This is a genomic window from Acinetobacter sp. ANC_7682, assembly GCF_056779795.1.
Genome location: NZ_JBWYIQ010000008.1, coordinates 72014 through 95136 on the forward strand (window position 1 = coordinate 72014; position 23123 = coordinate 95136).

Genomic DNA, 23123 nt, shown 5'->3' on the forward strand with positions numbered 1-23123 from the left:
CTTATTGCATCTCCACATTTTCGAGTTGAGTTGTGGCTTGTTCAACCACTTCAACTACTTCTTGTACTGGAATGTAGCTATTCGCAATCCAAGCCAAACTTGATTCTGAAATATCAAGGAAGCTTTGTGGATACAAACCAAGCCATAACAGACCGAACGCACAAATTAACAAAATACCAAGCTCACGCGCATTAAGATCTTTTAATGGGTTCGCATAGTGTTGTTTTTGCTCTTCGTTTGGCACACCAAATAACGCTTTATGAATCAGGATTAAACCATATAGACCCGCAAATACTAAGCTGATCGCAGCAATAATCGTGAATGTAGGGAATTGAGCAAATGCACCCATCAAGATGAGGAACTCACCAATGAAGTTACCTAAGCCAGGGATACCTACAAGCGCAGCAATAAAGAACATCAAGAAGAATGGTAAATACTGGAATTGACCACGAATACCACCCATCAAGCGTAAATCACGTGTGTGAAGACGCTCATACACTTGACCACACATAATGAATAATGCTGCTGACGATAAACCGTGAGCCAACATCATGACCATCAGACCTTGGAAGGTCAGGATGTTACCTGCGTAGATTGCAAGTAAAACAAAGCCCATGTGTGAAATCGACGTATACGCCAACAAACGTTTCATATCGGTTTGCTGGAAAGCACACCAAGCACCGTAGAAGATACCGATTAAACCGAAAATGATTGCTACATCAGCAAACTGCGCTGAAGCAACTGGGAAGAATGGAATGACGAAACGAAGTAAACCGTAAGCCGCTGTCTTAATTAAGATACCCGCAAGGTCTACAGAACCTGCTGTAGGTGCTTGTGCGTGCGCGTCTGGTAACCAACCATGCAATGGGAAAACAGGAAGTTTGACTGCAAAACCAATAAACAAACAAATCATAAATGCAAAGGCAATTGATGACGTTTGTGGGTTAGCATCCAATGTATTCGCAACAGCGAGTAAATGGTTATAACTGAAGCTGATTGTATCTGTCATCATGAAACCGTAGATCACAAGACCTAAGATACCAATCAACATGATCAGACCAGCCACCTGCGTGTAAATAAAGAATTTCGTCGCAGCGTAAACACGAGATTTACCAGAAGCACCTTTGTGGCCCCAGAGTGCAATCAAGAAGTAGATTGGAACGAGCATCATCTCCCAGAAGAAGAAGAACAAGAACAAATCAACAGCCAAGAATACACCGATCACGCCACCTAAAGACCATAAAAGGTTTAAGTGGAAGAAACCAACGTTCTTCTGAATTTCACCCCAAGAACAGCCAACCGCCAATACACCTAGTAAAGCAGTTAAACCGACCATGAGAAGTGAAAGACCATCCACCGCTAAGTGGATGTTAATGCCAAGGGTTTGAATCCAAGGTACATAGAACTCTGCAGACCAAGTCGGTACAGTTTCACCAATTTGGTAGCTGTAGGTACCTGATTGCCATAAAGCAACGGTCATGCCCAAAGTAATGAGCATACCCACAAGTGCGATATAACGTGGTAGGTGTTGATCTAATTTATCAACGACCCAACAAATAAAACCAGCAATGAACGGAATGAGGATCAGCGCGGGTAAATACCAGTTATTGATGTTTTCCATCTTATTTCCCCACGATCTGAGTCACGATCAGAATCATGATAATCACCACGATACCGAACGCCATGCTCGATGCGTACTCACGCAAAGAACCTGTTTGACGTGAACTAGTGAAGCTATGACCACCTTTAACAATCGCTGGCAATACAAGCCATACGCCATCAATCGGGTCACGACCAATCATTTTTGCAATAAATAAGTAAGGTTTTACAAACACGAGGTCATATAACGCATCGAAACCAAGCGCATTACGACAGATATTTGCAAGTCCAGCACCCAATGAAGTGCGAGCAAAACCTTGAACTGCTTTATAAGCAAAAGCAAATAAGACAACACCAACCGCTAAACCAGCAAGTGCGATTGCAATAGCGACATATTCTGCACCATGCGCACCAGCTTCTAGCGCTTCAGGAATAACAAATGCAGGGATTTGTGCTGCATCAAGAATACTCATGACTGGCGCTTTAAGTACGATTGCCAAACCTGTAGAAAGGACAGCGAGAATCGCTAAAGGAGCCCAGTAAGTTGCACCTTTGATTTCGTGATATGGCGTTTTCTCTTCGCCAAAGAACACAATCCAAATTAAACGGAAAGTATAAATTGATGTTAAGAATGCACCAGCAACACCTACCCAATACAATGTATTGAATACAGGTAAGCCTGCGATATGGCTTTGTGTCCACACAGCCGCCAAGATTGCATCTTTTGAGAAGAAACCAATCGTTAAGAATGGAATCGCTGCTAAGGCACCGCCACCGATCGCGAAACAAGCAAATAAGAATTTATTACGCTTGAATAAACCACCCATTTTGAAAATGTTTTGTTCGTGATGGTATGCAAGAATCACCGCACCTGATGACAAGAACAATAACGCTTTGAAGAATGCGTGAGTCAACATGTGGAATAGACCAGCTTGGTATGCTTCAGCACCTACAGCCATAAACATATAACCCAACTGACTCATGGTTGAGTAAGCAAGAATACGTTTGATGTCTGTTTGAACCAGTGCAGCAAAACCTGCAACTAATAATGTCACCGCTCCTGTGATTGAGATAAACACCATGACTTCTGGTGCCATTTCAAATACAGAGAACATACGGCAGCATAGGTAAACACCTGCTGTTACCATTGTTGCAGCATGGATTAATGCAGATACTGGTGTAGGACCCGCCATCGCGTCTGCTAACCATGTTTGTAATGGGATTTGCGCAGATTTACCTGCAGCACCCAAGAACAACATTAATGCAGTCCAAATGGTTAGCGATGAGCTTTGTGTCATTACCACAGGCGCAGCAGCAACGATTTCAGCAATATTCAATGTTCCAAATTGTTGGAAAATTAAGAACAATGCGATGAGTAAGAAAACGTCACCTATACGTGTCACGGTGAATGCTTTAATTGCAGCAGCACCATTTGCTGGATTTTGGTAGTAATAACCAATCAGCAAGTATGAGCACAAGCCAACACCTTCCCAACCTAAGAATAACAACGCAAGGTTGTCACCCAACACAAGCAATAACATGCTTGCAACGAATAGGTTGAAATAGGAGAAGAAACGTGCAAAGTCTTCTTCACCACGCATATACCATGATGCAAAGATATGAATTAAGAAACCCACACCCGTAATCATGCCAAGCATAAGTAAAGATAAACCATCTAAGTGCAAGCTAATGCCTGGGTCAAAACCACCCACACTGAACCAAGTCCAAAGGTGAGTCACTTGAGATGTTTCACCGCTGTTGATGAAATTCATACCAGCCAATAATGCACATAGTGCTGAAAGACCAACTGAACCCACACCAATAATGGCAGCTACAATTTCAGGAAGCTTATTACGCCCTGCCGCTAAAAGGATAAAACCAATGAGCGGAAATAATATGGTTAATGCTAATAAACTCATCCGCGCATCTCACTAGCAGCATCTACATCCAAATGATGGAAGCGATGATAGAACTGAAGGACGATCGCAAGCCCGATACACGCTTCTGCCGCAGCAAGCGTTAAGATCAAGATAAACATGATCTGACCATCTGGTTGCACCCATGCACTACCAGCGAGGACGAATGCAAGCGCTGCTGCATTCATCATGATCTCAAGGCTCATTAACATAAATAGAAGGTTGCGTCGCACCATTACACCGTAGAAACCGAGTGCAAAAAGAATGGTTGCAACAATCAAACCATGCTCTAAAGGGATATTACCCATTATTCTTTTTCCTCTTCTGCACTTGGTTCACGTTTGCCTAAGTGGAATGCAGCGACTAACGCAGCAAGCAATAACATTGCGGCAACTTCAACCAATAATAAATATTGTGTAAAGAGTGCTTGACCAACTTCTTTAGGGCCTACAACTTCTGTACCCATTAAAGGACCAGAAATGCTGTGCTCTGAAGTCATTGTCCAAACTAAAACCAGACCCATTAAAAAGCTCATCAATGCAGGGTAAGCCCAAGCATCAGATGTTAACCATTTACGTTCTTGTTCAACAGTTTGAGAACCAAGGTTCAACATCATCACAACGAAGACGAAAAGAACCATAATTGCACCAGCGTAAACAATAATCTCAAGTGCACCTGCAAATGGTGCACCAACGATCATGAACATACCAGCAACTGCAAGTAACGAAACGATTAAGCTTAAAAGTGCGTGTACTGGATTCGCATTAGTCACAACACGAACCGTAGAAACGATGGCCACAAGTGCCATCAAATAAAATGGCCACATCATGGTAATAAGCTCCGTACATCGACAGGTGCGCTTTCACGCTGAGCCTGACCTTTGTCTTTACCAGCTACAGCCATACCCGTTACACGGTAGAAGTTATAGTCTGGATATTTACCAGGACCAGAAATGAGCAAGTTTTCTTTCTCATAAACTAAGTCTTGACGAACGTATTCACTGAGTTCGAAATCAGGTGTCATCTGAATAGCAGTTGTAGGACATGCTTCTTCACACATACCGCAGAAAATACAACGAGAGAAGTTGATACGGAAAAATTCCGGATACCAACGACCATCTTCTTTCTCAGCTTTCTGTAATGAAATACAGCCAACAGGGCAAGCTACAGCACACAAGTTACAAGCTACACAGCGCTCTTCACCATCTGGGTCACGTGTCAATACGATACGGCCACGGAATCGTGGTGGAACGATTTCTTCTGCTTTAACTTCAGGGTATAAAATAGTGTCACGTTTACGTGTTGCGTGGCTGAATACCATCCACAACGAACGTACAATTGACCCAAACCCAGCTAGAATTTTATACATAATGTTCTCCCTGCTGTCCTAGGCCTGATTCATCAGAATCACAGCACCAGTCACCAACAAGTTGACCAACGCTAAAGGCAAACAAATCTTCCAACCAAAGTTCATCACTTGGTCATAACGTGGACGCATTAATGAACCACGTGCCAAGACAAACATCATCACAAAGAATGCTGTTTTAATCATGAACCAGAATGCTGGAGGTAGGAAATCTAGACCAAATGGTGCTAACCAACCACCGAAGAATAAGGTTACGATCAAAGCTGAGATCAGGACAACGTTGACGTATTCCGCAACGAAGAACATCCCCCACTTCATACCACCATATTCGACATGGTAACCTTCCGCCAATTCTTGTTCCGCTTCTGGTTGGTCAAATGGATGACGATGCGTTACCGCAACACCTGCGACCACGAAGATTAAGAAACCTAAGAACTGTGGAATAACAAACCATACATCTTTTTGAGCTTCTACGATTTCACGCATGTTGAATGAGCCTGCAATCGCAACCACACCCATCAAAGAAATACCTAAGAAGACTTCATAAGAAATCGTTTGCGCTGCTGAACGAAGACCACCGAGTAATGCATATTTGTTATTTGATGACCAACCACCAAATAAAACTGCATACACTGCAATACCCGCCATTGCCATAAAGAACAATAGACCGATACTCATGTCTGCAACACCTAAATAAGGTGATACAGGGATAACCATGAACGATAGCACCGCAGTTGCCATCGCAACTGCTGGAGCTAAACGGAAAGTCAATTTATCTGCAAACTTTGGTGTCCAGTCTTCTTTGAACATGATTTTCAGCATGTCGGCAACAATCTGGAACATCCCCCCAGGACCTACACGGTTTGGACCGTAACGGTCTTGCCACAAGCCAAGTAAACGACGCTCAATGAAAGACATCAACGCAGCAATCAAAACTACAACGAGCAAGATCACAATCGCTTGAACTACAGAGTAGGCAATTGGCCAGTTCTCAGCCCAAAGCGGCGTTTGACGGATTAATTCTTGTTCCATGAATTATGCTCCTACCGCGACTGATACAGGCTCAGCTAACGATACCGTTGGCGCGAGACCAATTGGGTAACCAATATAACCTGTAGGTAAATATTCAATGACTTGAACAGGAAGAACGATCGAAGCCTCACCTGCTTTCACAGTAATGTTTTGGCCATCTTTCACATTCAAGCGCGCTGCATCTTGCTCACCCACTGCAAATACCGCTTCTGGAATACGAGACTCCATTGCAGGTGTTTTCACTGTGAATTCACCAGATCCAAAAATATGATGCATTGGAACAAGGCGGAAACTCTCAGCATTTACAAGAACTGGTGCTGGTGCAACGTATGTGCGTGCTGGTAATTTCGTAAGGCGATCAAATAAACGAATACCTGAATCACCACCTTTTAAAGAACCGCCCACTGATTCTTGGAACTTATTCCAAGCTTGTGGTGAGTTCCAACCTGCTGACCATGCAAATGGAACTAACGCTGACGGCGTTTGGTTCCCGACATAACCTTCCATAGAGAATGTTAATGCAGAGTCTTGATCAGTTGGTTGTTTAGGCTCATGGACAGATAACGGCGCACGAAGTGAAGTACGACCAGAGTAACGACGTGGTTCACGTGCCACTTTAAGACCATGGACACGGAATCCTGCATCTGGTGCTACATCTTGAATCGCTTCAAGCGCAGGTACGTTTTTCGCAACTGATTCGATGACATCATCAAGCACAGTCCAAGAAATTGCTTTGCCTTTCACGCCAGTTTCAATGGCATGTAACCAACGCCAAGATTCTTTGATCGCAAGTTCTGGTTTGTAGTAACTTGGGTCATATACTTGATAGAAACGTTGTGCACGGCCTTCTTGAGATACCACAGTACCGTCACCTTCAGCAAAGCTGGCTGCAGAAAGAACGATATTCGCTTTTTTCACCGTTTCAGTTTCTGAATGGTCAAGCACGATCACGTCTTTACCAGACAAAGCAGCATCTACTTGCACTGCAGGTAAACGACGATAAAGGTCGTTTTCTACAATCACGACAGTGTCATAGTCTTGTGCAAATGCTTGCTCAAGGCTGTTACCGCCAAAGATTGCTAAGCCCATTGAGTTCACTTCAGGAACAGTCAAAGTTAGACCCGCATTACCCAGATTCTGTGCAACTTGTGCAGCAGCTTCCATAATTGCAGCTTCTTGCAAGCTTGTACCAGAGATAATCAATGGTTGTTTTGCAGCTTTTAAAGTGTCAGCAATGGTTTGAGCAAATGCTTTTGCATCTTCTTCTAAACCAGTCATACTTTCACCTTTCACCGCCGCAGCAACAGCGAAACCTAAACGTGCGATATCATTTGGAGAAGCAACGACTTCACCAGTAGCTACGTCAGATAAACGTGTTTGAGTCGCAGCCAAGATATAAATTGGTGATTTTTCGTCTTGAGCAATACGTTGTACAGGCTCAGCCAACCATTCTTGTGTACGGCGTTCTGCAGCCATTTCTTTGGCTTTGTTCTTCGCAGCTTGACGTACTGACAATGCCATACGTGGTGCAGTTTGTGTTAAATCTTCACCGAGAATTAAGACAGCATCGTAGCTTTCAATTTCACGCATACCTGGGTTATATACACCCTCGGTTTGCATAATTGATGCAGCAAGTTCAACCAGGTTTTGCTCTTTTTGAGACATACCTGTTGAATAGTTTGCTTGTCCAACCAATTCACGAAGCGCAAAGTTAGACTCAAGAGATGCACGTGGAGAACCAATACCCAATACTTTTTTGCCTTGGATTTTCTCAATCACGGTGTCTAACGCTGTATCAACTGAAACAGTCTCTACATTGCTACCTGAACGGAATTGCGGTTGACGTGGACGGTCTTCACGGTTCACATAACCCGTACCGAAACGGCCTTTATCGCACAGGAAGTATTGGTTGACTTCACCGTTAAAACGGTTTTCTACACGGCGTAATTCACCATAACGCTCACCCGGAGAGATGTTACAACCTGAAGAACAGCCTTGGCAGACGCTTGGCGCATACTGCATGTCCCATTTACGGTTATAACGTGCAGAGTGTGTTTTGTCTGTGAATACGCCCGTCGGACATACTTCAGTTAAGTTACCCGAGAACTCAGACTCTAAAGTACCTGATTCTGGACGACCAAAATAAACACGTGAAGCGTTTGCATACACACCGAAGTCTGTACCACCTGCGTAGTCTTTATAGTAACGAACACAACGGTAACATGCGATACAACGGTTCATCTCGTGTGCAATGAACGAACCAAGTTCTTGGTTGTAATGCGTACGTTTCGTGAAACGGTAACGACGACGGTCATGTTGTGTCATCACCGTCATATCTTGGAGGTGACAGTGACCACCTTCCTCACAGACTGGACAGTCATGTGGGTGGTTCGTCATCAAGAATTCAACAATAGACGCACGGAAATCTTTTGCTTCTTTGTCTTCAATCGAGATGTAGGTATTGTCAGCTGCAGGTGTCATACATGACATAACTAAACGACCGCGAGTATCTTCTGGATTCGCGTATTGAGTTACAGCACATTGACGGCAAGAACCGACAGAACCTAAGGATGGATGCCAACAAAAGTACGGGATATCAATACCCAAAGACAAGCATGCTTGTAGCAAGTTCTCTGAGCCATTGACTTCATACGATTTGCCATCGACATGAATTGTAGCCATAGTCGAATTCCTTAAGCTTGTTCTACGTTGCTAACTTGAGCAGCGGCATTCACCACTTTTGCTTCAAATTCGCCACGGAAATATTTGAGTGCACCCATGAGTGGTTCCATAGCACCAGGAGCGTGAGCACAGAAAGTCTTACCAATCCAAAGCTTACGTGTAAGCTCTTGCAAATGATCGATGTCTTCTTTCTTGCCTGTACCATCTTCAAGTGCTTTAAGCGCTTTCACCGCCCAAGGTAAACCATCACGACATGGTGTACAGAAACCACATGATTCACGCGCAAAGAATTCTTCTAAGTTACGTGTTGCTGAAACCATACATTGAGTTTCATCAACCACCATGAGCAAACACGTACCTAAACGCGAACCTGCTTTCATGATGCTTTCCGCATCCATTGGAAGATCGATGTGTTCAGCTGCCAAAAAGTCAGTTGATGCACCACCTGGTAACCATGCTTTAAGCTTTAAGCCATCACGCATACCACCCGCATGATCCTCAATCACTTCACGTGCAGTTGTACCGAATGGAAGCTCCCATAGACCTGGGAATTTCACTTTACCTGATGCACCATAAATTTTAGTGCCAGGATCTTTCGACTTACCTGCAGATAAATTGATATACCACTCTGGACCACGCAGCATAATTGCTGGCAAGTTATTGTAGGTTTCTACGTTGTTAACAATCGTAGGACGACCCCAAGCACCTGCAACTTGTGGGAATGGTGGTTTTGTACGTGGATTTGCACGGCGACCTTCAAGCGAGTTAATCAATGCAGTTTCTTCACCACAGATATAACGACCCGCACCAGTGTGCACATGTAGTTCAAAGTTCCAGCCAGAACCGAGGATGTTTTCACCCAAGTAACCTTTGGCACGAATTTGCTCTAAAGCTTGGTTCAAATACTTCGCAGCTTCGATGTATTCACCACGGATAAAAATATAACCATGGGTTGCTTCAAGTGTATAACCTGCGATTAACATCCCTTCGATCAATTGATGAGGAAGTTTTTCCATCAACAAACGGTCTTTGAATGTACCTGGTTCCATCTCATCGGCATTACAAATCAAGTAACGAGGACCTGAATTGTCATTTGGCGCCATGAGCGACCATTTAATCCCTGCAGGGAAACCAGCACCACCACGACCTTTAACAGTCGCTGCTTTAATGATTTCCAATACATCTTTAGGCGGCATTGTGAGTGCTTTCTTGAAACCCTCATACCCTTCAAGAGATTCATAGTCTTCTACACTATGAACAAATTCTTGCTTGCTCAAACGCCATGTTAATGGGTGAGTTTCTGGGTTACCGTCGCCATAAATCGGTTTTGGTTCAGTATTCATACATACTTCTCCAATAACTGTTTCACTGAAGAAACTTCTACTAGACCGTGAGTATCTTCATTAATCATCAAGGTTGGACCCTTATCACAGTTTCCTAAACAGCAAATCGGGAGCAAAGTAAAACGACCATCAGCAGTCGTTTGACCAAATGAAATCCCGAGTTCGCGTTGGAATGCTTCTGCTAAAGTTTCTGCACCCATCAAGAAGCAAGCAATAGAATCACAAAGCAAAATTACGTTGCGACCTACTGGCTGGCGGTAAATACGGTTATAGAATGTTGCCACACCTTCCAAATCAGCAAGGCTCATTGACAACATCTGCGCAATCGCATTCATTTGCGCATCATCCACCCAACCATTACGACGTTGAACACATTTAAGTGCATCTAAACATGCCGCACGTGGGTATGGGTAATGACCAATGTGATGCTCGATTTCGTGGATTTCTTCCGCAGTTAAAATCCCTTCGACATTCACACGTGGCTTTTTATCAGTCAAAATCATCATAATGCGTACCCCTTAGCGATCCACGTCAGCCATTACGACATCAATCGTCGCTAAATAAATGATTAAGTCAGATACAAGACTGCCGTTAATTACAGAAGGAATTTGCTGTAAGTGCGTGAAGGTTGGTGTACGAATACGGGTACGGTAACTCATCGTTGACTTGTCTGAAGTCAAGTAGTAGTTCGATGCACCTTTTACCACTTCCGCCATAACAGATGCTTCACCTGCTGGCATGACAGGACCCCATGACACGCTTAAGAAGTGCGTAATCAAAGTTTCAATGTCTTGTAGTGTCTTATCTTTCGGTGGTGGAACAGCCAATGGGTGATCCGCTTTATAAGGACCAGATGGCATGTTATCCAAGCACTGTTTGATGATTTTTAAAGATTGTTCGATTTCACGGTAGTGAACGATCACACGCGCATATGCATCGCCCTCGTATTCTACAGGCACTTCGAAGTCGTAATTTTCATAACCGCTATATGGACGATATTTACGTACGTCAAAATCAATACCTGTTGCACGTAAACCTGTACCTGTTACACCCCATGCCAATGCAGATTTTGCATCGTATTGCGCAACATTACGGGTACGACCTTCAAATACCGAGTTTTTAAGTGCTGCAGTATGATATTCCTTCAAACGTTTAGGCATCCAATCCAAAATTTCACGGATCAAATGTTGCCAGTTGTTTGGAAGATCGTGTGCAGTACCACCGATACGGAACCATGCTGGGTGCATACGGTAACCAGTGATTGCTTCAATCGCGTCATAGATCTTTTGACGATCGGCGAACATATAGAATACTGGGGTCATACCGCCGGCATCCTGAATCGCTGTACCGATATAAAGCAAGTGGTTATTAATACGGAATAGTTCCGACATCATGACACGAATACATTGCGCACGTTCTGGCACAGTGATCCCTGCCATCTGCTCCACACCCATCACATAAGGCATGTTTTGCGCACAACCACCTAAGTAGTCAACACGGTCAGTATACGGAATGAATGAATGCCAAGTTTGACGTTCAGCCATCTTTTCCACACCACGGTGGTGATAACCGATATCAGGCACACAGTCTTTCACTTCTTCGCCATCTAACTGCAGGATCACACGGAATGCACCATGCGCAGATGGATGGTTAGGACCCAAGTTCAAGAACATGAAGTCTTCATCAGCATTACCGCGTTTTAGACCCCAATCTTCAGGTACAAAACGTAAATGCTCTTGTTCGAAATCTTGTTTCGCTTGGTTCTGACGATAAGGTGTGTATTCAGTCGCACGTGCAGAATATTCTTTACGCAACGGATGACCTTCCCAATACGTTGGCAATAAAATACGACGGAGCATTGGATGCCCTTCGAAGTTAATGCCGAACATATCGTAAGCTTCACGTTCGTACCAGTTGGCATTTGGCCAAATGTTGGTTGCTGTTGGAATATTGAGATCAGACTCATTCAACGCAACTTTAATACGAATATCCGTATTACGCTCTAGTGACAACAAGTGATAGAACACAGTGAAGTCAGACGCAGGTAACCCATCGCGGTGAGTACGTAAACGCTCATCTACCGCTGACAAGTCAAACAACATCACGTAAGGACGTGACACTGTACGCAAGAACATTAATACGTCTTGTACACGTGAGCGCTCAACCCAGACTGTTGGAAAGTCTTCAAAAGTCGTTTGCACGTAGAAATTCTCACCAAACTTGGTTTTGAGCTCTTCTACAATTGCAAATGCTGGGCGTGAATCAACTGAAGTTGATTCTGGCATAGCAATGTCAGTTTCAGCCATTGGCTTGGCTTCCTATTTAATACAAATTCATTCAACCAAAACGACAATTACACCCAAGCGGGTGCATCAATATTATTTGCCGTTAAGATTATTTAATTTCATCCATAGAGCGTAAGTGTTTTACTGCAATACGTTCAGCATTCTTACGGTCACGTTCAGGCTGCATCTTTGGCTTATAAACTGGCTTAAGATCATCACCGATCACCGCAGAAAGCGGACGACGCTCTAATTGAATTTGGTCTTGCAATAACATCAACGCTTGGATTAATGCTTCAGGACGCGGTGGGCAACCTGGAATATACACATCCACTGGAATGATTTTATCGACACCTTGTACAACCGAGTAAATGTCATACATACCGCCAGAGTTTGCGCATGCACCCATTGAGATCACCCATTTAGGTTCTAACATTTGCTCATAAAGGCGTTGAATTACAGGTGCCATCTTGACGAAGCATGTACCCGCAACAATCATCAAGTCCGCTTGACGTGGTGAAGCACGAATTACTTCGGCACCAAAACGTGACAAGTCATGCACGCCTGTTAAAGTCGTTGCATACTCTACGTAGCAGCAAGATGTACCAAAGTTGAACGGCCAAACTGAGTTTTTACGACCCCAGTTTACTGCTGTATGCGCCAAATCCTCTAAACGAGTCATGAACACATTCTTATTCACTTCTTCTTGTAGAAGCGGATCTTCTACAACGATACGCTCTTGAAGTGGATACTGATCAGCATCCGGATTCGCACGGGTTAATGTATATTTCATCCCGTATTACTCCTTATCAGATGATGTAGTCGTTGGCGAAGCTTTTACACGACCAGATGATTGCGCTGGAATTTGACCTGTAGGGTCAACCACCAACTCCTCAATTGAGTTGAAGCGAGTAATTTCTGCGAGATCCATATTTGGCGAACCAATTTTAGGTTTAATCCCTGCTGCTTTACGCTTATCAGATGGCGCCCAATTTAATGCACCAGTAGACAACTCATAAATCAAGCCAACGAGTAAAACTAAAATAAATACAGCTGCTGCTGCAAAACCGATCCAACCCACTTCACGAACTGACGCAGCCCATGCATAGAGATAGAGCGCTTCTAAGTCAAACACAACGAAGAAGATTGCAACCAAATAGAATTTTGCAGATAGACGAATTCGTGCTCCACCAGCACTAACTACGCCTGACTCGAACTGCTCTTGCTTAGCACGTCCCCACGATTTACCCCCTAGGAGTAGCGGGACAGTGAGCATAAAGACGCATAAAAATGTAACGCCGATCACGAAGGCAATTATTGCCCAATCGTATGGAGTAATGGCACTCATGCGGGGATAACTCCTGGCAGGCCTATTTATTAACAAAGAATGTATGTATTGGCCTTCAAATACACCAAACACAAAATTAATCCCGCCAATTGTACCTGATTTATGATTTCTGTTGCTAGCCAATCCCTCTAAGTCTTTAGGATGAATTTTGCCCTTTTTCCAGATTTCATGGTGATTAAAGTCAATAAAACCTTATTTAATCGTAGAAAGTTATTAAGGTGATACAACTGATTATTTTTTCCGAATAATCATTCAAAAAATTCAAGAGCCGTCAATCCAGACACTATCACTTTTTTAGTTTTACCATTCGTGTTAGGTCAGCTTTTTTTGCACCAATATGGCTCAATTATTTTTGATTTATTCTATTTTAAAAGTTTTAAATTTTAATTGCTTACAATGTTTTAATTAACTTTATACAAATCGTGCTGATTTTCGTTATATGCTCAATTAAATAATAAGGAGAAGATCTATGAGTCTAGAATTCACACACAAACCTAACTATTTTTTATTTGCTCAGTTGATCGTCCATCATTTAGACAGCTATATCAAAAAACATCCTGATGCAACGAATGCTATTTTTGATTTACGCGATATTTATCAAATTTTCCGCCAAGACCTCGCCTCTACAACCACTAATCTTGATGCTATTCTCAACATCGCAGATGAATATACAGTTGAGACCATTCACGGCGATCAAAAACTGATAAGCAATTATCATGTTGATGCAACCAATAACAGTTTACTGATCGATTTCAATGCCGATGCCTTAAATGCACTTAAGGAAGGAAAACGCATTATTGAACCCAATGCCAATAATTATCAATAAAAGGCAATAAAAATTATAAGAAAAGCGCTTAATCGCGCTTTTTTTTTAATTCTCGCTTTACTCTGACGTTTGACTGGTTTGAACAATCTTCTTCTTTTTAAATCTTTTGGCTGGCCACTGCATGGTGAATCGTGCACCACCCATTTTAGGACTTTGATCTACTTGAATCGTACCGCCAAACCAATAAGCGATTCGACTTACAATAGACAAGCCTAAACCATATCCACCTGAAGCACGTGTACGACTATCATCCAAGCGAGCAAAAGCTTCAAACACTCGCTTACGATCCTCTTCTGGAATCCCCGGACCATCATCTTCAACTGAAATATACGCCATTCCCTGAGCATCAATTCCACCAGTGATCAGCACTGTATCATCGCAGTATCGGATCGCATTTCCGACTAAGTTTTGTACTACACGATGCAAATAACGGCGTTCCGCATCCACCACCAAAGCTTGTGATGGCAAGTGTAATTGAATATTTTTATTGGTTTTTAATGCTTTAGTTTCAATAGCGACTTGCTCAAGCACTTCGTATAGTCGAATTTCCTTAAAATCAATAGAGGGCATGCCTTGCTCAAGTTTAGCATAGGTCATAATTTCATCAATGAGCGTGTTTAAAGCCTCAATGTCTTTATCAATCATTTCTACTTGTTGCTGACGATACTCATAATCCTCTTCATCAACCAACATTTCCATACCAAAGCGAATACGTGCGACTGGCGTTCGCAGCTCATGTGATACAGCTCTCATTAACTCTCGCTGAGCTTCGATCAAACGCTGTATATGATCTGACATACTGTTATAGCTGGCTGCCAAATGTGCTAACTCATCATATCCTTCGACAGGAACGCGAACGGACATATCCCCTTTTTGCATAACATTTAAGGCTGAGTTAACTTGCTTCAACTTGCGTTGCATTGGGACAATCAGACCATACACACCAAGCGACAAAATAAACATACTCAGCAAAGTAATCCCTGCCGCCAATTGGAATGGCATCCAATTGAACATTGGCACTGGTCCCATCACCAAGACATCACCAGACGAATTCGTCATTGGAGAAATGATAGAAATCGTAGTACCACGAATGCTAGCGCTATCCTGATAAAGGATAACCCCTTGATCCGCACGTAAACGACCAATTTGCTCGGAATCTAAATTGAGATCAGACAGATTTTGAATGCTTAAATCATAAGAAAAGTGTTGCTTAATTTTTGCAAGATATTCCCTTTCCTGCCCTGGATAATAAACCAAGTATTCCCATACAAAGATTGGCAAGGCCTTCATTTGACGCTCACCGATATTATCCACTTTCACATAAAGCAAATGCTCAGGGTCATCTATTAAACCAATAATGACATAAGCAATACTTTCTTTGGCGTCATACCGCACCACTGCTTTGCGCTTTTCTAAACGGTATTTTTCGGTGCGTGAAAGTTCGACTTTATCAGATTCTAGATAATAGATTGGAAGTTCGAGCAAATCAGATGCATCTGATATCCAATCCATTCTTTGTTGCATGGTTTGTTGTCTTGAAACACCCTCACTGATGACGTACGAAATCCCATCAGTCAATGACTCACGGTATTCCTGCGCGCGTTGATAGTTGATGATTTGCACAAGCAAATAACCAAATATGGCAACCAGCACCACCAAAATGACGAGACCTGCGTAGATGCGCAGGAATATACTGTGTTTAGACACTAAGGTATGACCTTCTGAGGAGTGAGGGCATTACCGCGGGGATGTGATTACATCCCGTTGGTTTCTTTAACGAATAAATATCCTTTACTACGCACTGTTTTAATACGTTTAGGATTTTCAGGATCATCACCAATTTTTGGACGGATACGAGAAATACGAACATCAATTGAGCGGTCTTGACCATCATATTCAATACCACGTAGACGCTCAAAAATGTCTTCACGTGAAAGGATACGACCAGCATTAGATGCCAACAACCATAATAAGTCATATTCTGCACTTGTGAAATCTACAAGCTCACCGTTTAAGGTTACAGAACGACCACCATTATCAATCACTAAATCATCAAATTCGATACGTTGAGCAACTTCATCCTCTGGTGTTTTGTCTGTACGACGAAGCAAAGCACGAATACGCGCTAATAGAACGCGTGGCTGAACTGGTTTCGCAACATAATCGTCTGCACCCATTTCAAGACCCAATACTTGATCCATGTCTTCAGTACGAGCAGTCAACATTAAAATCGGTTGATGATAATGTGGACGAACCTCACGACAAACAGTTAGACCATCAGCACCAGGAAGCATAACATCCAGCACCACCATATCCGGTTGCTCTGCGATAATACGACGGATTGCACGATTACCGTCTGGTTCTACCCCAACTTCTAATCCATTACGAATTAAATACTCTTGCGTTAAACGTGCAAGACGCTCGTCATCTTCAACGATCAAAATCTTTGGTAACTTTTCTTCTTGGCTCATAGAATGCCCCTATATTGTTACGATATCTGCTGATTAAACTTCACAGATTTACATCGATATGTTTTGCAATATACACACGTTTACATTGTAAACAAGAGCCTGTTCACGAAACTGATACACGAGCGTAGTCTTTTGTTATCTTTTTATTAACTATTGATAAATAGATAGTTTTGCCAAGTCGATCAATATTTTCAATCAACTTAAAACTTTCAAACACAAATCAATTTGATGATATTTTAAACAAAATATTTCAAAAAAATTATTTTCGAGAAGCAATATGCACTTTCAGAGTTATCCACAAACTTATCTATAAGCACTCTAAAAAGTCTCTGTTATGCTTAGCACCCTGTGACGCTGACTACATAACAAAAATGGCGGAACATGGAAAAAGTTAGGGAAATTTGAGTGTTAAACTCAGAAAAAAAATTATCAAAATGTCAATATTGATCTACCCTGAAATTTACCGTATCTTGTGTCTTAATTTACATTAAACCACTAAGTCTTGTGTTTACCCTCAAATATCGCGATAGCTCATTTTTTGAGTTTGTATCCGATTCAAATGGTCCATAAGCATAAAAATGATGAGAATGGAGCGACGCTGAAATGAGCGCTAATACAACCCCTGGTCAACTTCAAGTGATTAAACGCACTGGTGATGTTGCCACTTTTGATGCAGATAAAATCTCTGTAGCAATTGGTAAAGCATTTTTGGCTGTTGAAGGTCAACCAAGTGCAGATTCGAGCAGAATTCATGATCGTATTACTCAGCTGACTGAGATGGTGATGAATACATTTAAGCGTCGTTTACCTTCTGGTGGCACGATTCATATTGAAGAAATTCAAGATCAAGTTGAATTAGCTTTAATGCGCACAGGTGAACAAAAAGTAGCGCGTGCATACGTGATCTATCGTGAACAACGTGCTGAAGCGCGTAAAGAGTTAGGTGCTCATCATCACCCTACTCTTCAGATCACAGGTCAAAATGGTCAGCTCCAACCATTAGATTTGAGTCGTTTACAAGCGAAGATTGAAAAAGCTAGCGAAGGCTTAGAAGGCATTGATGTTCAAGCAATCATCGATGAAACTGTAAAAAACCTATACAACGGTGTTAAAGCATCAGACATCTCTACAACGATGATGATGGCGACACGTACACGTATTGAACAAGAACCAAACTATACGTATGTCACTGCACGTTTGTTGCGTGACAACTTAGTTGCAACAGGTCTTGAGTTTCTTGGTTTATCTAAAGACACGCTTGAAAATGATGCGCTTGAAACCTTCTTGAAAAAAGGTGTTGAGCTAGAGCTGCTTTCTCCAGAATTATTAAATTTTGACCTTGTAAAATTAGCGGCTGCGATTAAACCAGAACGCTCTAATCAATTTACATATTTAGGTCTTCAAACATTATTTGACCGTTACTTCATCCACTCTGATGGCGTACGCTTCGAATTACCACAATTATTCTTCATGCGTGTTTCTATGGGCTTGTCGCTCAATGAAGACAACCGTGAAGATCGTGCAATCGAATTCTATAACTTACTTTCTAGCTTCGATTACATGGCATCTACGCCAACCCTATTTAACTCAGGTACATTACGTCCTCAATTATCAAGCTGTTATTTAACAACGATTGATGACGACTTGTTCGATATTTATGGCGCTATGCGTGATAACGCAATGTTGTCTAAATGGGCAGGCGGTTTAGGTAATGACTGGACACCAGTTCGTGCCTTGAACTCATACATCAAAGGTACTAACGGTAAATCGCAAGGTGTTGTTCCGTTCCTCAAAGTAGCGAACGATACAGCAGTTGCAGTTAACCAAGGTGGTAAGCGTAAAGGTGCGGTATGTGCTTATCTCGAGACTTGGCACTTGGATATCGAAGAATTCCTAGAGCTTCGTAAAAACACGGGTGATGACCGCCGTCGTACACACGATATGAACACTGCAAACTGGGTTCCAGATTTGTTCATGCAACGTGTATTTGAAGATGCTGAATGGACACTCTTCACCCCGTCTGAAACACCAGATCTTCACGATTTAACGGGTGCTGAATTCGCAGAACGTTATGCTTACTACGAAAGCATTGCGAAAGAAACAGACATGCTTCATAAGAAAGTCCGTGCGAAAGACTTATGGCGCAAAATGTTATCAATGTTATTCGAAACAGGTCATCCTTGGATCACATTCAAAGACGTATGTAACTTACGTTCACCGCAACAACACGTAGGTGTGGTGCACTCTTCTAACTTGTGTACTGAAATTACATTGAACACAAGCAAAGATGAAATTGCGGTATGTAACTTGGGTTCAATCAACCTTGTTCAACACGTTCAAGGTGGTCAATTAGACCGTGAGAAACTTGCTCGCACGATTAAAACTGCAGTTCGTATGCTAGATAACGTCATCGACATTAACTACTATGCAGTTCCACAAGCGCGTAATTCAAACTTGAAACACCGTCCAGTGGGTATGGGTATCATGGGCTTCCAAGATGCACTATACGAAATGAAGATTGCTTACGGTTCTGATGCTGCGGTTGAGTTTGCAGATGAGTCTATGGAAGTGATTTCTTACTACGCGATTCAAACTTCAAGCGATTTGGCGGTTGAACGTGGTACGTATGAAACATTTAAAGGTTCATTGTGGGATCAAGGTATTTTACCAATTGACTCTCTTGAGCTGGTTGCGAAATCTCGCCCAGAGCGCATGTTTGAAGTCGATCGTACACAACGTTTGGATTGGGACACGTTACGTGCCAAAGTCCAAAAAGATGGTATGCGTAACTCGAACGTGATGGCCATTGCGCCGACTGCAACCATTTCAAATATTTGTGGTGTATCTCAATCTATTGAGCCAACATTCCAAAACTTATATGTAAAATCGAACTTGTCTGGTGAGTTCACTGTCATCAACCCTTACCTCGTTCGTGCATTAAAAGAACGCGGTCTTTGGGATTCTGTGATGGTTAATGACCTAAAACATTTCGAAGGTTCAGTACAAAAAATTGCGCGTATTCCTGAAGAGTTAAAAGCAATTTTCGCGACAGCATTTGAAGTTGAAGCACGCTGGATTGTTGATGCTGCATCACGTCGTCAAAAATGGATCGACCAAGCACAATCTCTGAACCTTTACATCTCTGGTGCAAACGGTAAGAAATTGGACATCACGTATAAGATGGCATGGTTACGTGGTCTTAAGACGACTTATTACCTTCGTGCATTAGGTGCGACATCTGCTGAGAAATCTACGATTAACACAGGTGCATTAAACGCGGTTAAACCTGCGACAGTTGCAGCGCCAGTGGCAGCGGTTGCTCAAGAAGCTAAACCTGAAGCAGCAGCGTCAGAAGAAGGCTTTGAACAAGCAGCACCAGTGCCAATGGCATGTTCAATTGACAATCCTGATTGCGAGGCTTGTCAGTAATGAAAATAACTTCTATGGGTGAGATTATTATATTCATGACTTTACTATTACTTACTGTAATAGCAATCAAAGGATAAAAAGTCTTAGAACATTAGCCTCTAAATTAGAGGCTTTTGCTCCACCTGTAGATGTTTCATTATTTAGAATCAAACAAAGGAAAAGACCATGCACCATATGACTCATAACTATATGTTAGGACTTGCGGTACTGGTCTTTGCCTTTATTTTCTTTTACACGCCGATGGTCTATGCATTTTTAGCCATTCGCAAACAACAGAAGCGTAAGCAAAATAAGTAGTGCGGAAATTCAATCTACTCAAACGAACAAATTGAGTACATTCATCAGCAAAACTTAATTTTGCTTACACAATATAAGCGTATAGTAGGATGTCTCACGTTGAGATGTCTGAATAAAAAGATATAAGCAACGTAGAGAGAATTGATATGTCTATCCTCAGTTGGGACGATTTCGAAGATGATGAACCGAAACAAACTGCACAAGCACAGCAGTCTGCGCCCATCGAACCGCAAAAAGCGCCTAATCCACAAGTGGTATCTGATGCACGCAACGAACCGACGCGTGTGGCAGCTGCACAACCCGCTCGAACCAGTTCAAACGGAACAACAAATTCAGCCGATCCGTTGGCAAGAGCATCTAACGCCTTAGAACATTTGGACGTTGCTCCAGGTCTTGAAGAGTTAGAAATGGGCGCTCAACGTGTTCAAGTTGATGATAAAGCAATGATCAACTGTCGCGCTGACTTGAACCAACTTGTACCATTCAAATATGAATGGGCTTGGCAAAAATATCTAGATGGTTGTGCAAACCACTGGATGCCACAAGAAGTTAACATGAACCACGATATCGCACTTTGGAAGTCAGAAGATGGCTTAACTGAAGATGAGCGTACCATCGTGATGCGTTCTTTAGGCTTCTTCTCTACTGCCGATTCGTTGGTTGCGAATAATTTGGTTCTTGCGATTTACCGACACATTACTAACCCAGAATGCCGTCAGTACATCTTGCGTCAATCATTTGAAGAAGCGATTCACACGCATGCTTACCAATACTGCATCGAATCTTTAGGTATGGATGAAGGCGAAGTCTTCAACATGTACCGCGAAGTTCCATCAGTTGCGCGTAAAGCGGCATGGGGCTTGAAGTACACTCAAGAATTAAGTGATCCAACATTCAAAACAGGCACACCTGAAACAGATCAAATCTTGCTTCGCAACTTGATCGCATTCTACTGTGTTCTTGAAGGTATTTTCTTCTACTGTGGTTTCTCTCAAATCTTGTCAATGGGTCGTCGTAACAAGATGAATGGTGTTGCTGAGCAATTCCAGTACATCTTACGTGATGAGTCAATGCACTTGAACTTTGGTATCGATATGATTAACCAAATCAAGATTGAGAACCCACATTTGTGGACTGCTGAGTTCCAAGAAGAAATCATTCAAATGATTCTTGAAGGTACGATGCTTGAAATCGAATATGCACGTGACACCATGCCACGCGGTGTATTGGGTATGAATGCTGCAATGATGGAAGAATACTTGAAGTTCATTGCAAACCGTCGTTTAGCTCAATTAGGTTTACCTGAGCAATTTGCTGGTGTGAATAATCCATTCCAGTGGATGTCAGAAATGATGGACTTACGTAAAGAGAAGAACTTCTTCGAAACTCGCGTAACAGACTATCAAACTGGTGGTGCGTTAAGCTGGTAATAGATCACGCTATTGTATCTAAATATAAAAGAGCCTTATATGGCTCTTTTATTTTTTATACTCAAGCAGGTTTAGTATGATTCAAGAATAGAAACAAATAGCAGTGTTAAATTTTCAGATTAAAAATTTTCATATTCACATGTTTATTTAAGCATCAAAATCAACCAAAGTTAAAGCACTGAGTTTTCAACCAATTTAAGGATATCGAATTATGCAAGCACTCCTTTAAATCCAATGTGAATAATGAGTAATGAGCGGATTATTCTTCAAACTCAGGCAAAATGATCTCTATAACCTAATTCTGCAACACATATCGAGTTATAAACTTAGACATTACTACTACCCCCATACTAGCCACCTGAAAACACAAATAAAAATGAGCAAGGTTAATTTTTTTTAACGTAGCGAGTGTTTGTTTCTATATTCTATTTAATAACGTTTAAAAAACAGCTCTAAATATAGAGATGAAAATCTCTTTGGAGTGGGAATTAAATTTTTTGAATCATTACCATTTTTTATTATCAATAAATCCTAAACAACATTTTTTTTATGATTAAGCCTCCCCCTGATGACTAACACATAAAGCTCTATAAAATGGTGCTTGGATATGATTTTTTTGTTGCAATCGCGTCTCCATAATAAATTTTGTTTTATTAGAATATTTTCCAAATGACGAAATAACAAATAAAATGTTTGTTCTTCAAAAATTAATTTATCCAAATTATTAGTATTTTATTTTTTTTCATACCAATTACTTTTGATTTCACATTTTTAAAAATAAAAAGAGGTCTCGAAAGACCTCTTTTCATTTGTTTAATTAAATTTGATTATATTTTAACAGATCATCGATCGCATAAAGACTGCTATCTGTATTTTGCAGAATAATAAGCTCAGTTGGGTTATATTTCGTTTTAGCCCCATCAGTATCAACACTAATCATCGTATTTGCACCATCTTGTTTGATCGTTACAAATTCACCAATGTTAGACGATGTAACATTCTGATCTTTTAAGGCTTTGTTGCATAAAGGTTTGAAAGGCTGAGTTCCCTTAAGCTACTCAAATTTAAGAGACAACTTGGGTATGAGGGCGACCTAATTCTGT

At 41.8% G+C, this 23123-nt stretch carries 18 protein-coding genes and 1 pseudogene; 4 read left to right on the plus strand and 15 right to left on the minus strand.

What is annotated here, in order from left to right; all coding sequences use genetic code 11:
- Position 1: 1 nt before the first annotated feature.
- The 12 genes from nuoM to ndhC form a co-directional block, all read right to left on the minus strand.
- The gene (gene nuoM, locus AC1M9D_RS05035) at positions 2-1621 is read right to left on the minus strand and encodes an NADH-quinone oxidoreductase subunit M (protein ID WP_092766950.1); all 1620 of its coding nucleotides are present in this window, start codon (positions 1619-1621) and stop codon (positions 2-4) included.
- A gap of 1 nt (position 1622) precedes the next feature.
- Positions 1623-3518 (minus strand): NADH-quinone oxidoreductase subunit L, encoded by a 1896-nt coding sequence (gene nuoL / locus AC1M9D_RS05040; RefSeq protein ID WP_481611632.1) that lies wholly within the window; start codon positions 3516-3518, stop codon positions 1623-1625.
- Complete coding sequence (gene nuoK, locus AC1M9D_RS05045) at positions 3515-3823, minus strand: NADH-quinone oxidoreductase subunit NuoK (RefSeq protein WP_004695395.1); 309 nt, start codon at positions 3821-3823, stop codon at positions 3515-3517. Before nuoK ends, nuoL begins: the two co-directional genes overlap by 4 nt.
- Positions 3823-4341, minus strand: coding sequence for an NADH-quinone oxidoreductase subunit J (gene nuoJ / locus AC1M9D_RS05050; RefSeq protein WP_171076777.1), 519 nt, complete (start codon positions 4339-4341; stop codon positions 3823-3825). The genes nuoK and nuoJ overlap by 1 nt, the downstream gene beginning before the upstream one ends.
- Positions 4341-4883: an NADH-quinone oxidoreductase subunit NuoI gene (nuoI, locus tag AC1M9D_RS05055; protein ID WP_035267267.1), complete on the minus strand. Its 543-nt coding sequence runs from the start codon at positions 4881-4883 to the stop codon at positions 4341-4343. The genes nuoJ and nuoI overlap by 1 nt, the downstream gene beginning before the upstream one ends.
- Before the next feature lie 18 nt (positions 4884-4901).
- Positions 4902-5912, minus strand: coding sequence for an NADH-quinone oxidoreductase subunit NuoH (gene nuoH / locus AC1M9D_RS05060; protein ID WP_035267266.1), 1011 nt, complete (start codon positions 5910-5912; stop codon positions 4902-4904).
- 3 nt (positions 5913-5915) lie between these two features.
- A complete protein-coding gene (gene nuoG, locus AC1M9D_RS05065) occupies positions 5916-8594 on the minus strand; it encodes an NADH-quinone oxidoreductase subunit NuoG (protein ID WP_481611633.1) in 2679 nt (892 codons plus the stop codon).
- A gap of 11 nt (positions 8595-8605) precedes the next feature.
- The gene (gene nuoF, locus AC1M9D_RS05070) at positions 8606-9937 is read right to left on the minus strand and encodes an NADH-quinone oxidoreductase subunit NuoF (protein ID WP_481587298.1); all 1332 of its coding nucleotides are present in this window, start codon (positions 9935-9937) and stop codon (positions 8606-8608) included.
- Positions 9934-10443, minus strand: coding sequence for an NADH-quinone oxidoreductase subunit NuoE (gene nuoE, locus AC1M9D_RS05075; protein WP_035267260.1), 510 nt, complete (start codon positions 10441-10443; stop codon positions 9934-9936). The genes nuoF and nuoE overlap by 4 nt, the downstream gene beginning before the upstream one ends.
- Before the next feature lie 12 nt (positions 10444-10455).
- Positions 10456-12243, minus strand: coding sequence for an NADH-quinone oxidoreductase subunit C/D (nuoC, locus tag AC1M9D_RS05080; RefSeq protein ID WP_180028044.1), 1788 nt, complete (start codon positions 12241-12243; stop codon positions 10456-10458).
- Between the two features lie 88 nt (positions 12244-12331).
- Positions 12332-13012: a NuoB/complex I 20 kDa subunit family protein gene (locus AC1M9D_RS05085; protein WP_035267257.1), complete on the minus strand. Its 681-nt coding sequence runs from the start codon at positions 13010-13012 to the stop codon at positions 12332-12334.
- A gap of 6 nt (positions 13013-13018) precedes the next feature.
- Positions 13019-13567 carry an NADH-quinone oxidoreductase subunit A gene (gene ndhC, locus AC1M9D_RS05090; RefSeq protein WP_035267255.1) on the minus strand — a complete coding sequence of 183 codons (549 nt, stop codon included), beginning with the start codon at positions 13565-13567 and terminating at the stop codon, positions 13019-13021.
- Between the two features lie 469 nt (positions 13568-14036).
- On the opposite strand from ndhC, the gene AC1M9D_RS05095 reads away from it, so the two are divergent.
- Entirely contained in the window at positions 14037-14393 is a 357-nt protein-coding gene (locus AC1M9D_RS05095; protein ID WP_035267254.1) for a hypothetical protein, read from the plus strand.
- A gap of 57 nt (positions 14394-14450) precedes the next feature.
- On the opposite strand, the gene bfmS is transcribed toward AC1M9D_RS05095, so the two are convergent.
- Positions 14451-16100: a sensor histidine kinase BfmS gene (gene bfmS / locus AC1M9D_RS05100; RefSeq protein ID WP_481611634.1), complete on the minus strand. Its 1650-nt coding sequence runs from the start codon at positions 16098-16100 to the stop codon at positions 14451-14453.
- 47 nt (positions 16101-16147) lie between these two features.
- Positions 16148-16864, minus strand: a complete 717-nt coding sequence (gene bfmR, locus AC1M9D_RS05105; protein WP_035267251.1) for a response regulator transcription factor BfmR — start codon at positions 16862-16864, stop codon at positions 16148-16150.
- Positions 16865-17467: 603 nt separating this feature from the next.
- Here bfmR and AC1M9D_RS05110 point away from each other — a divergent pair.
- The 3 genes from AC1M9D_RS05110 to AC1M9D_RS05120 all read left to right on the plus strand — a co-directional run bounded on the left by AC1M9D_RS05110 (position 17468) and on the right by AC1M9D_RS05120 (position 22020).
- Positions 17468-20293, plus strand: coding sequence for a ribonucleoside-diphosphate reductase subunit alpha (locus AC1M9D_RS05110; protein WP_481589064.1), 2826 nt, complete (start codon positions 17468-17470; stop codon positions 20291-20293).
- A 165-nt stretch (positions 20294-20458) separates the two neighbouring features.
- Positions 20459-20590: a preprotein translocase subunit YajC gene (locus AC1M9D_RS05115; RefSeq protein WP_481587302.1), complete on the plus strand. Its 132-nt coding sequence runs from the start codon at positions 20459-20461 to the stop codon at positions 20588-20590.
- Positions 20591-20736: 146 nt separating this feature from the next.
- Complete coding sequence (locus tag AC1M9D_RS05120; RefSeq protein WP_035267248.1) at positions 20737-22020, plus strand: ribonucleotide-diphosphate reductase subunit beta; 1284 nt, start codon at positions 20737-20739, stop codon at positions 22018-22020.
- Positions 22021-22837: 817 nt separating this feature from the next.
- On the opposite strand, the pseudogene AC1M9D_RS05125 reads toward AC1M9D_RS05120, so the two are convergent.
- A pseudogene (locus AC1M9D_RS05125) lies at positions 22838-23020 on the minus strand (type I secretion C-terminal target domain-containing protein); the annotation flags it as partial.
- Between the last annotated feature and the right edge of the window lie 103 nt (positions 23021-23123).

Bases quoted from the DNA above. Each gene is read 5' to 3' on its own strand.
- nuoM (WP_092766950.1), bottom strand. From the start codon at position 1,621: ATGGAAAACATCAATAACTGGTATTTACCCGCGCTGATCCTCATTCCG.
- nuoL (WP_481611632.1), bottom strand. From the start codon at position 3,518: ATGAGTTTATTAGCATTAACCATATTATTTCCGCTCATTGGTTTTATC.
- nuoK (WP_004695395.1), bottom strand. From the start codon at position 3,823: ATGGGTAATATCCCTTTAGAGCATGGTTTGATTGTTGCAACCATTCTT.
- nuoJ (WP_171076777.1), bottom strand. From the start codon at position 4,341: ATGTGGCCATTTTATTTGATGGCACTTGTGGCCATCGTTTCTACGGTT.
- nuoI (WP_035267267.1), bottom strand. From the start codon at position 4,883: ATGTATAAAATTCTAGCTGGGTTTGGGTCAATTGTACGTTCGTTGTGG.
- nuoH (WP_035267266.1), bottom strand. From the start codon at position 5,912: ATGGAACAAGAATTAATCCGTCAAACGCCGCTTTGGGCTGAGAACTGG.
- nuoG (WP_481611633.1), bottom strand. From the start codon at position 8,594: ATGGCTACAATTCATGTCGATGGCAAATCGTATGAAGTCAATGGCTCA.
- nuoF (WP_481587298.1), bottom strand. From the start codon at position 9,937: ATGAATACTGAACCAAAACCGATTTATGGCGACGGTAACCCAGAAACT.
- nuoE (WP_035267260.1), bottom strand. From the start codon at position 10,443: ATGATGATTTTGACTGATAAAAAGCCACGTGTGAATGTCGAAGGGATT.
- nuoC (WP_180028044.1), bottom strand. From the start codon at position 12,243: ATGGCTGAAACTGACATTGCTATGCCAGAATCAACTTCAGTTGATTCA.
- AC1M9D_RS05085 (WP_035267257.1), bottom strand. From the start codon at position 13,012: ATGAAATATACATTAACCCGTGCGAATCCGGATGCTGATCAGTATCCA.
- ndhC (WP_035267255.1), bottom strand. From the start codon at position 13,567: ATGAGTGCCATTACTCCATACGATTGGGCAATAATTGCCTTCGTGATC.
- AC1M9D_RS05095 (WP_035267254.1), top strand. From the start codon at position 14,037: ATGAGTCTAGAATTCACACACAAACCTAACTATTTTTTATTTGCTCAG.
- bfmR (WP_035267251.1), bottom strand. From the start codon at position 16,864: ATGAGCCAAGAAGAAAAGTTACCAAAGATTTTGATCGTTGAAGATGAC.
- AC1M9D_RS05110 (WP_481589064.1), top strand. From the start codon at position 17,468: ATGAGCGCTAATACAACCCCTGGTCAACTTCAAGTGATTAAACGCACT.
- AC1M9D_RS05115 (WP_481587302.1), top strand. From the start codon at position 20,459: ATGCACCATATGACTCATAACTATATGTTAGGACTTGCGGTACTGGTC.
- AC1M9D_RS05120 (WP_035267248.1), top strand. From the start codon at position 20,737: ATGTCTATCCTCAGTTGGGACGATTTCGAAGATGATGAACCGAAACAA.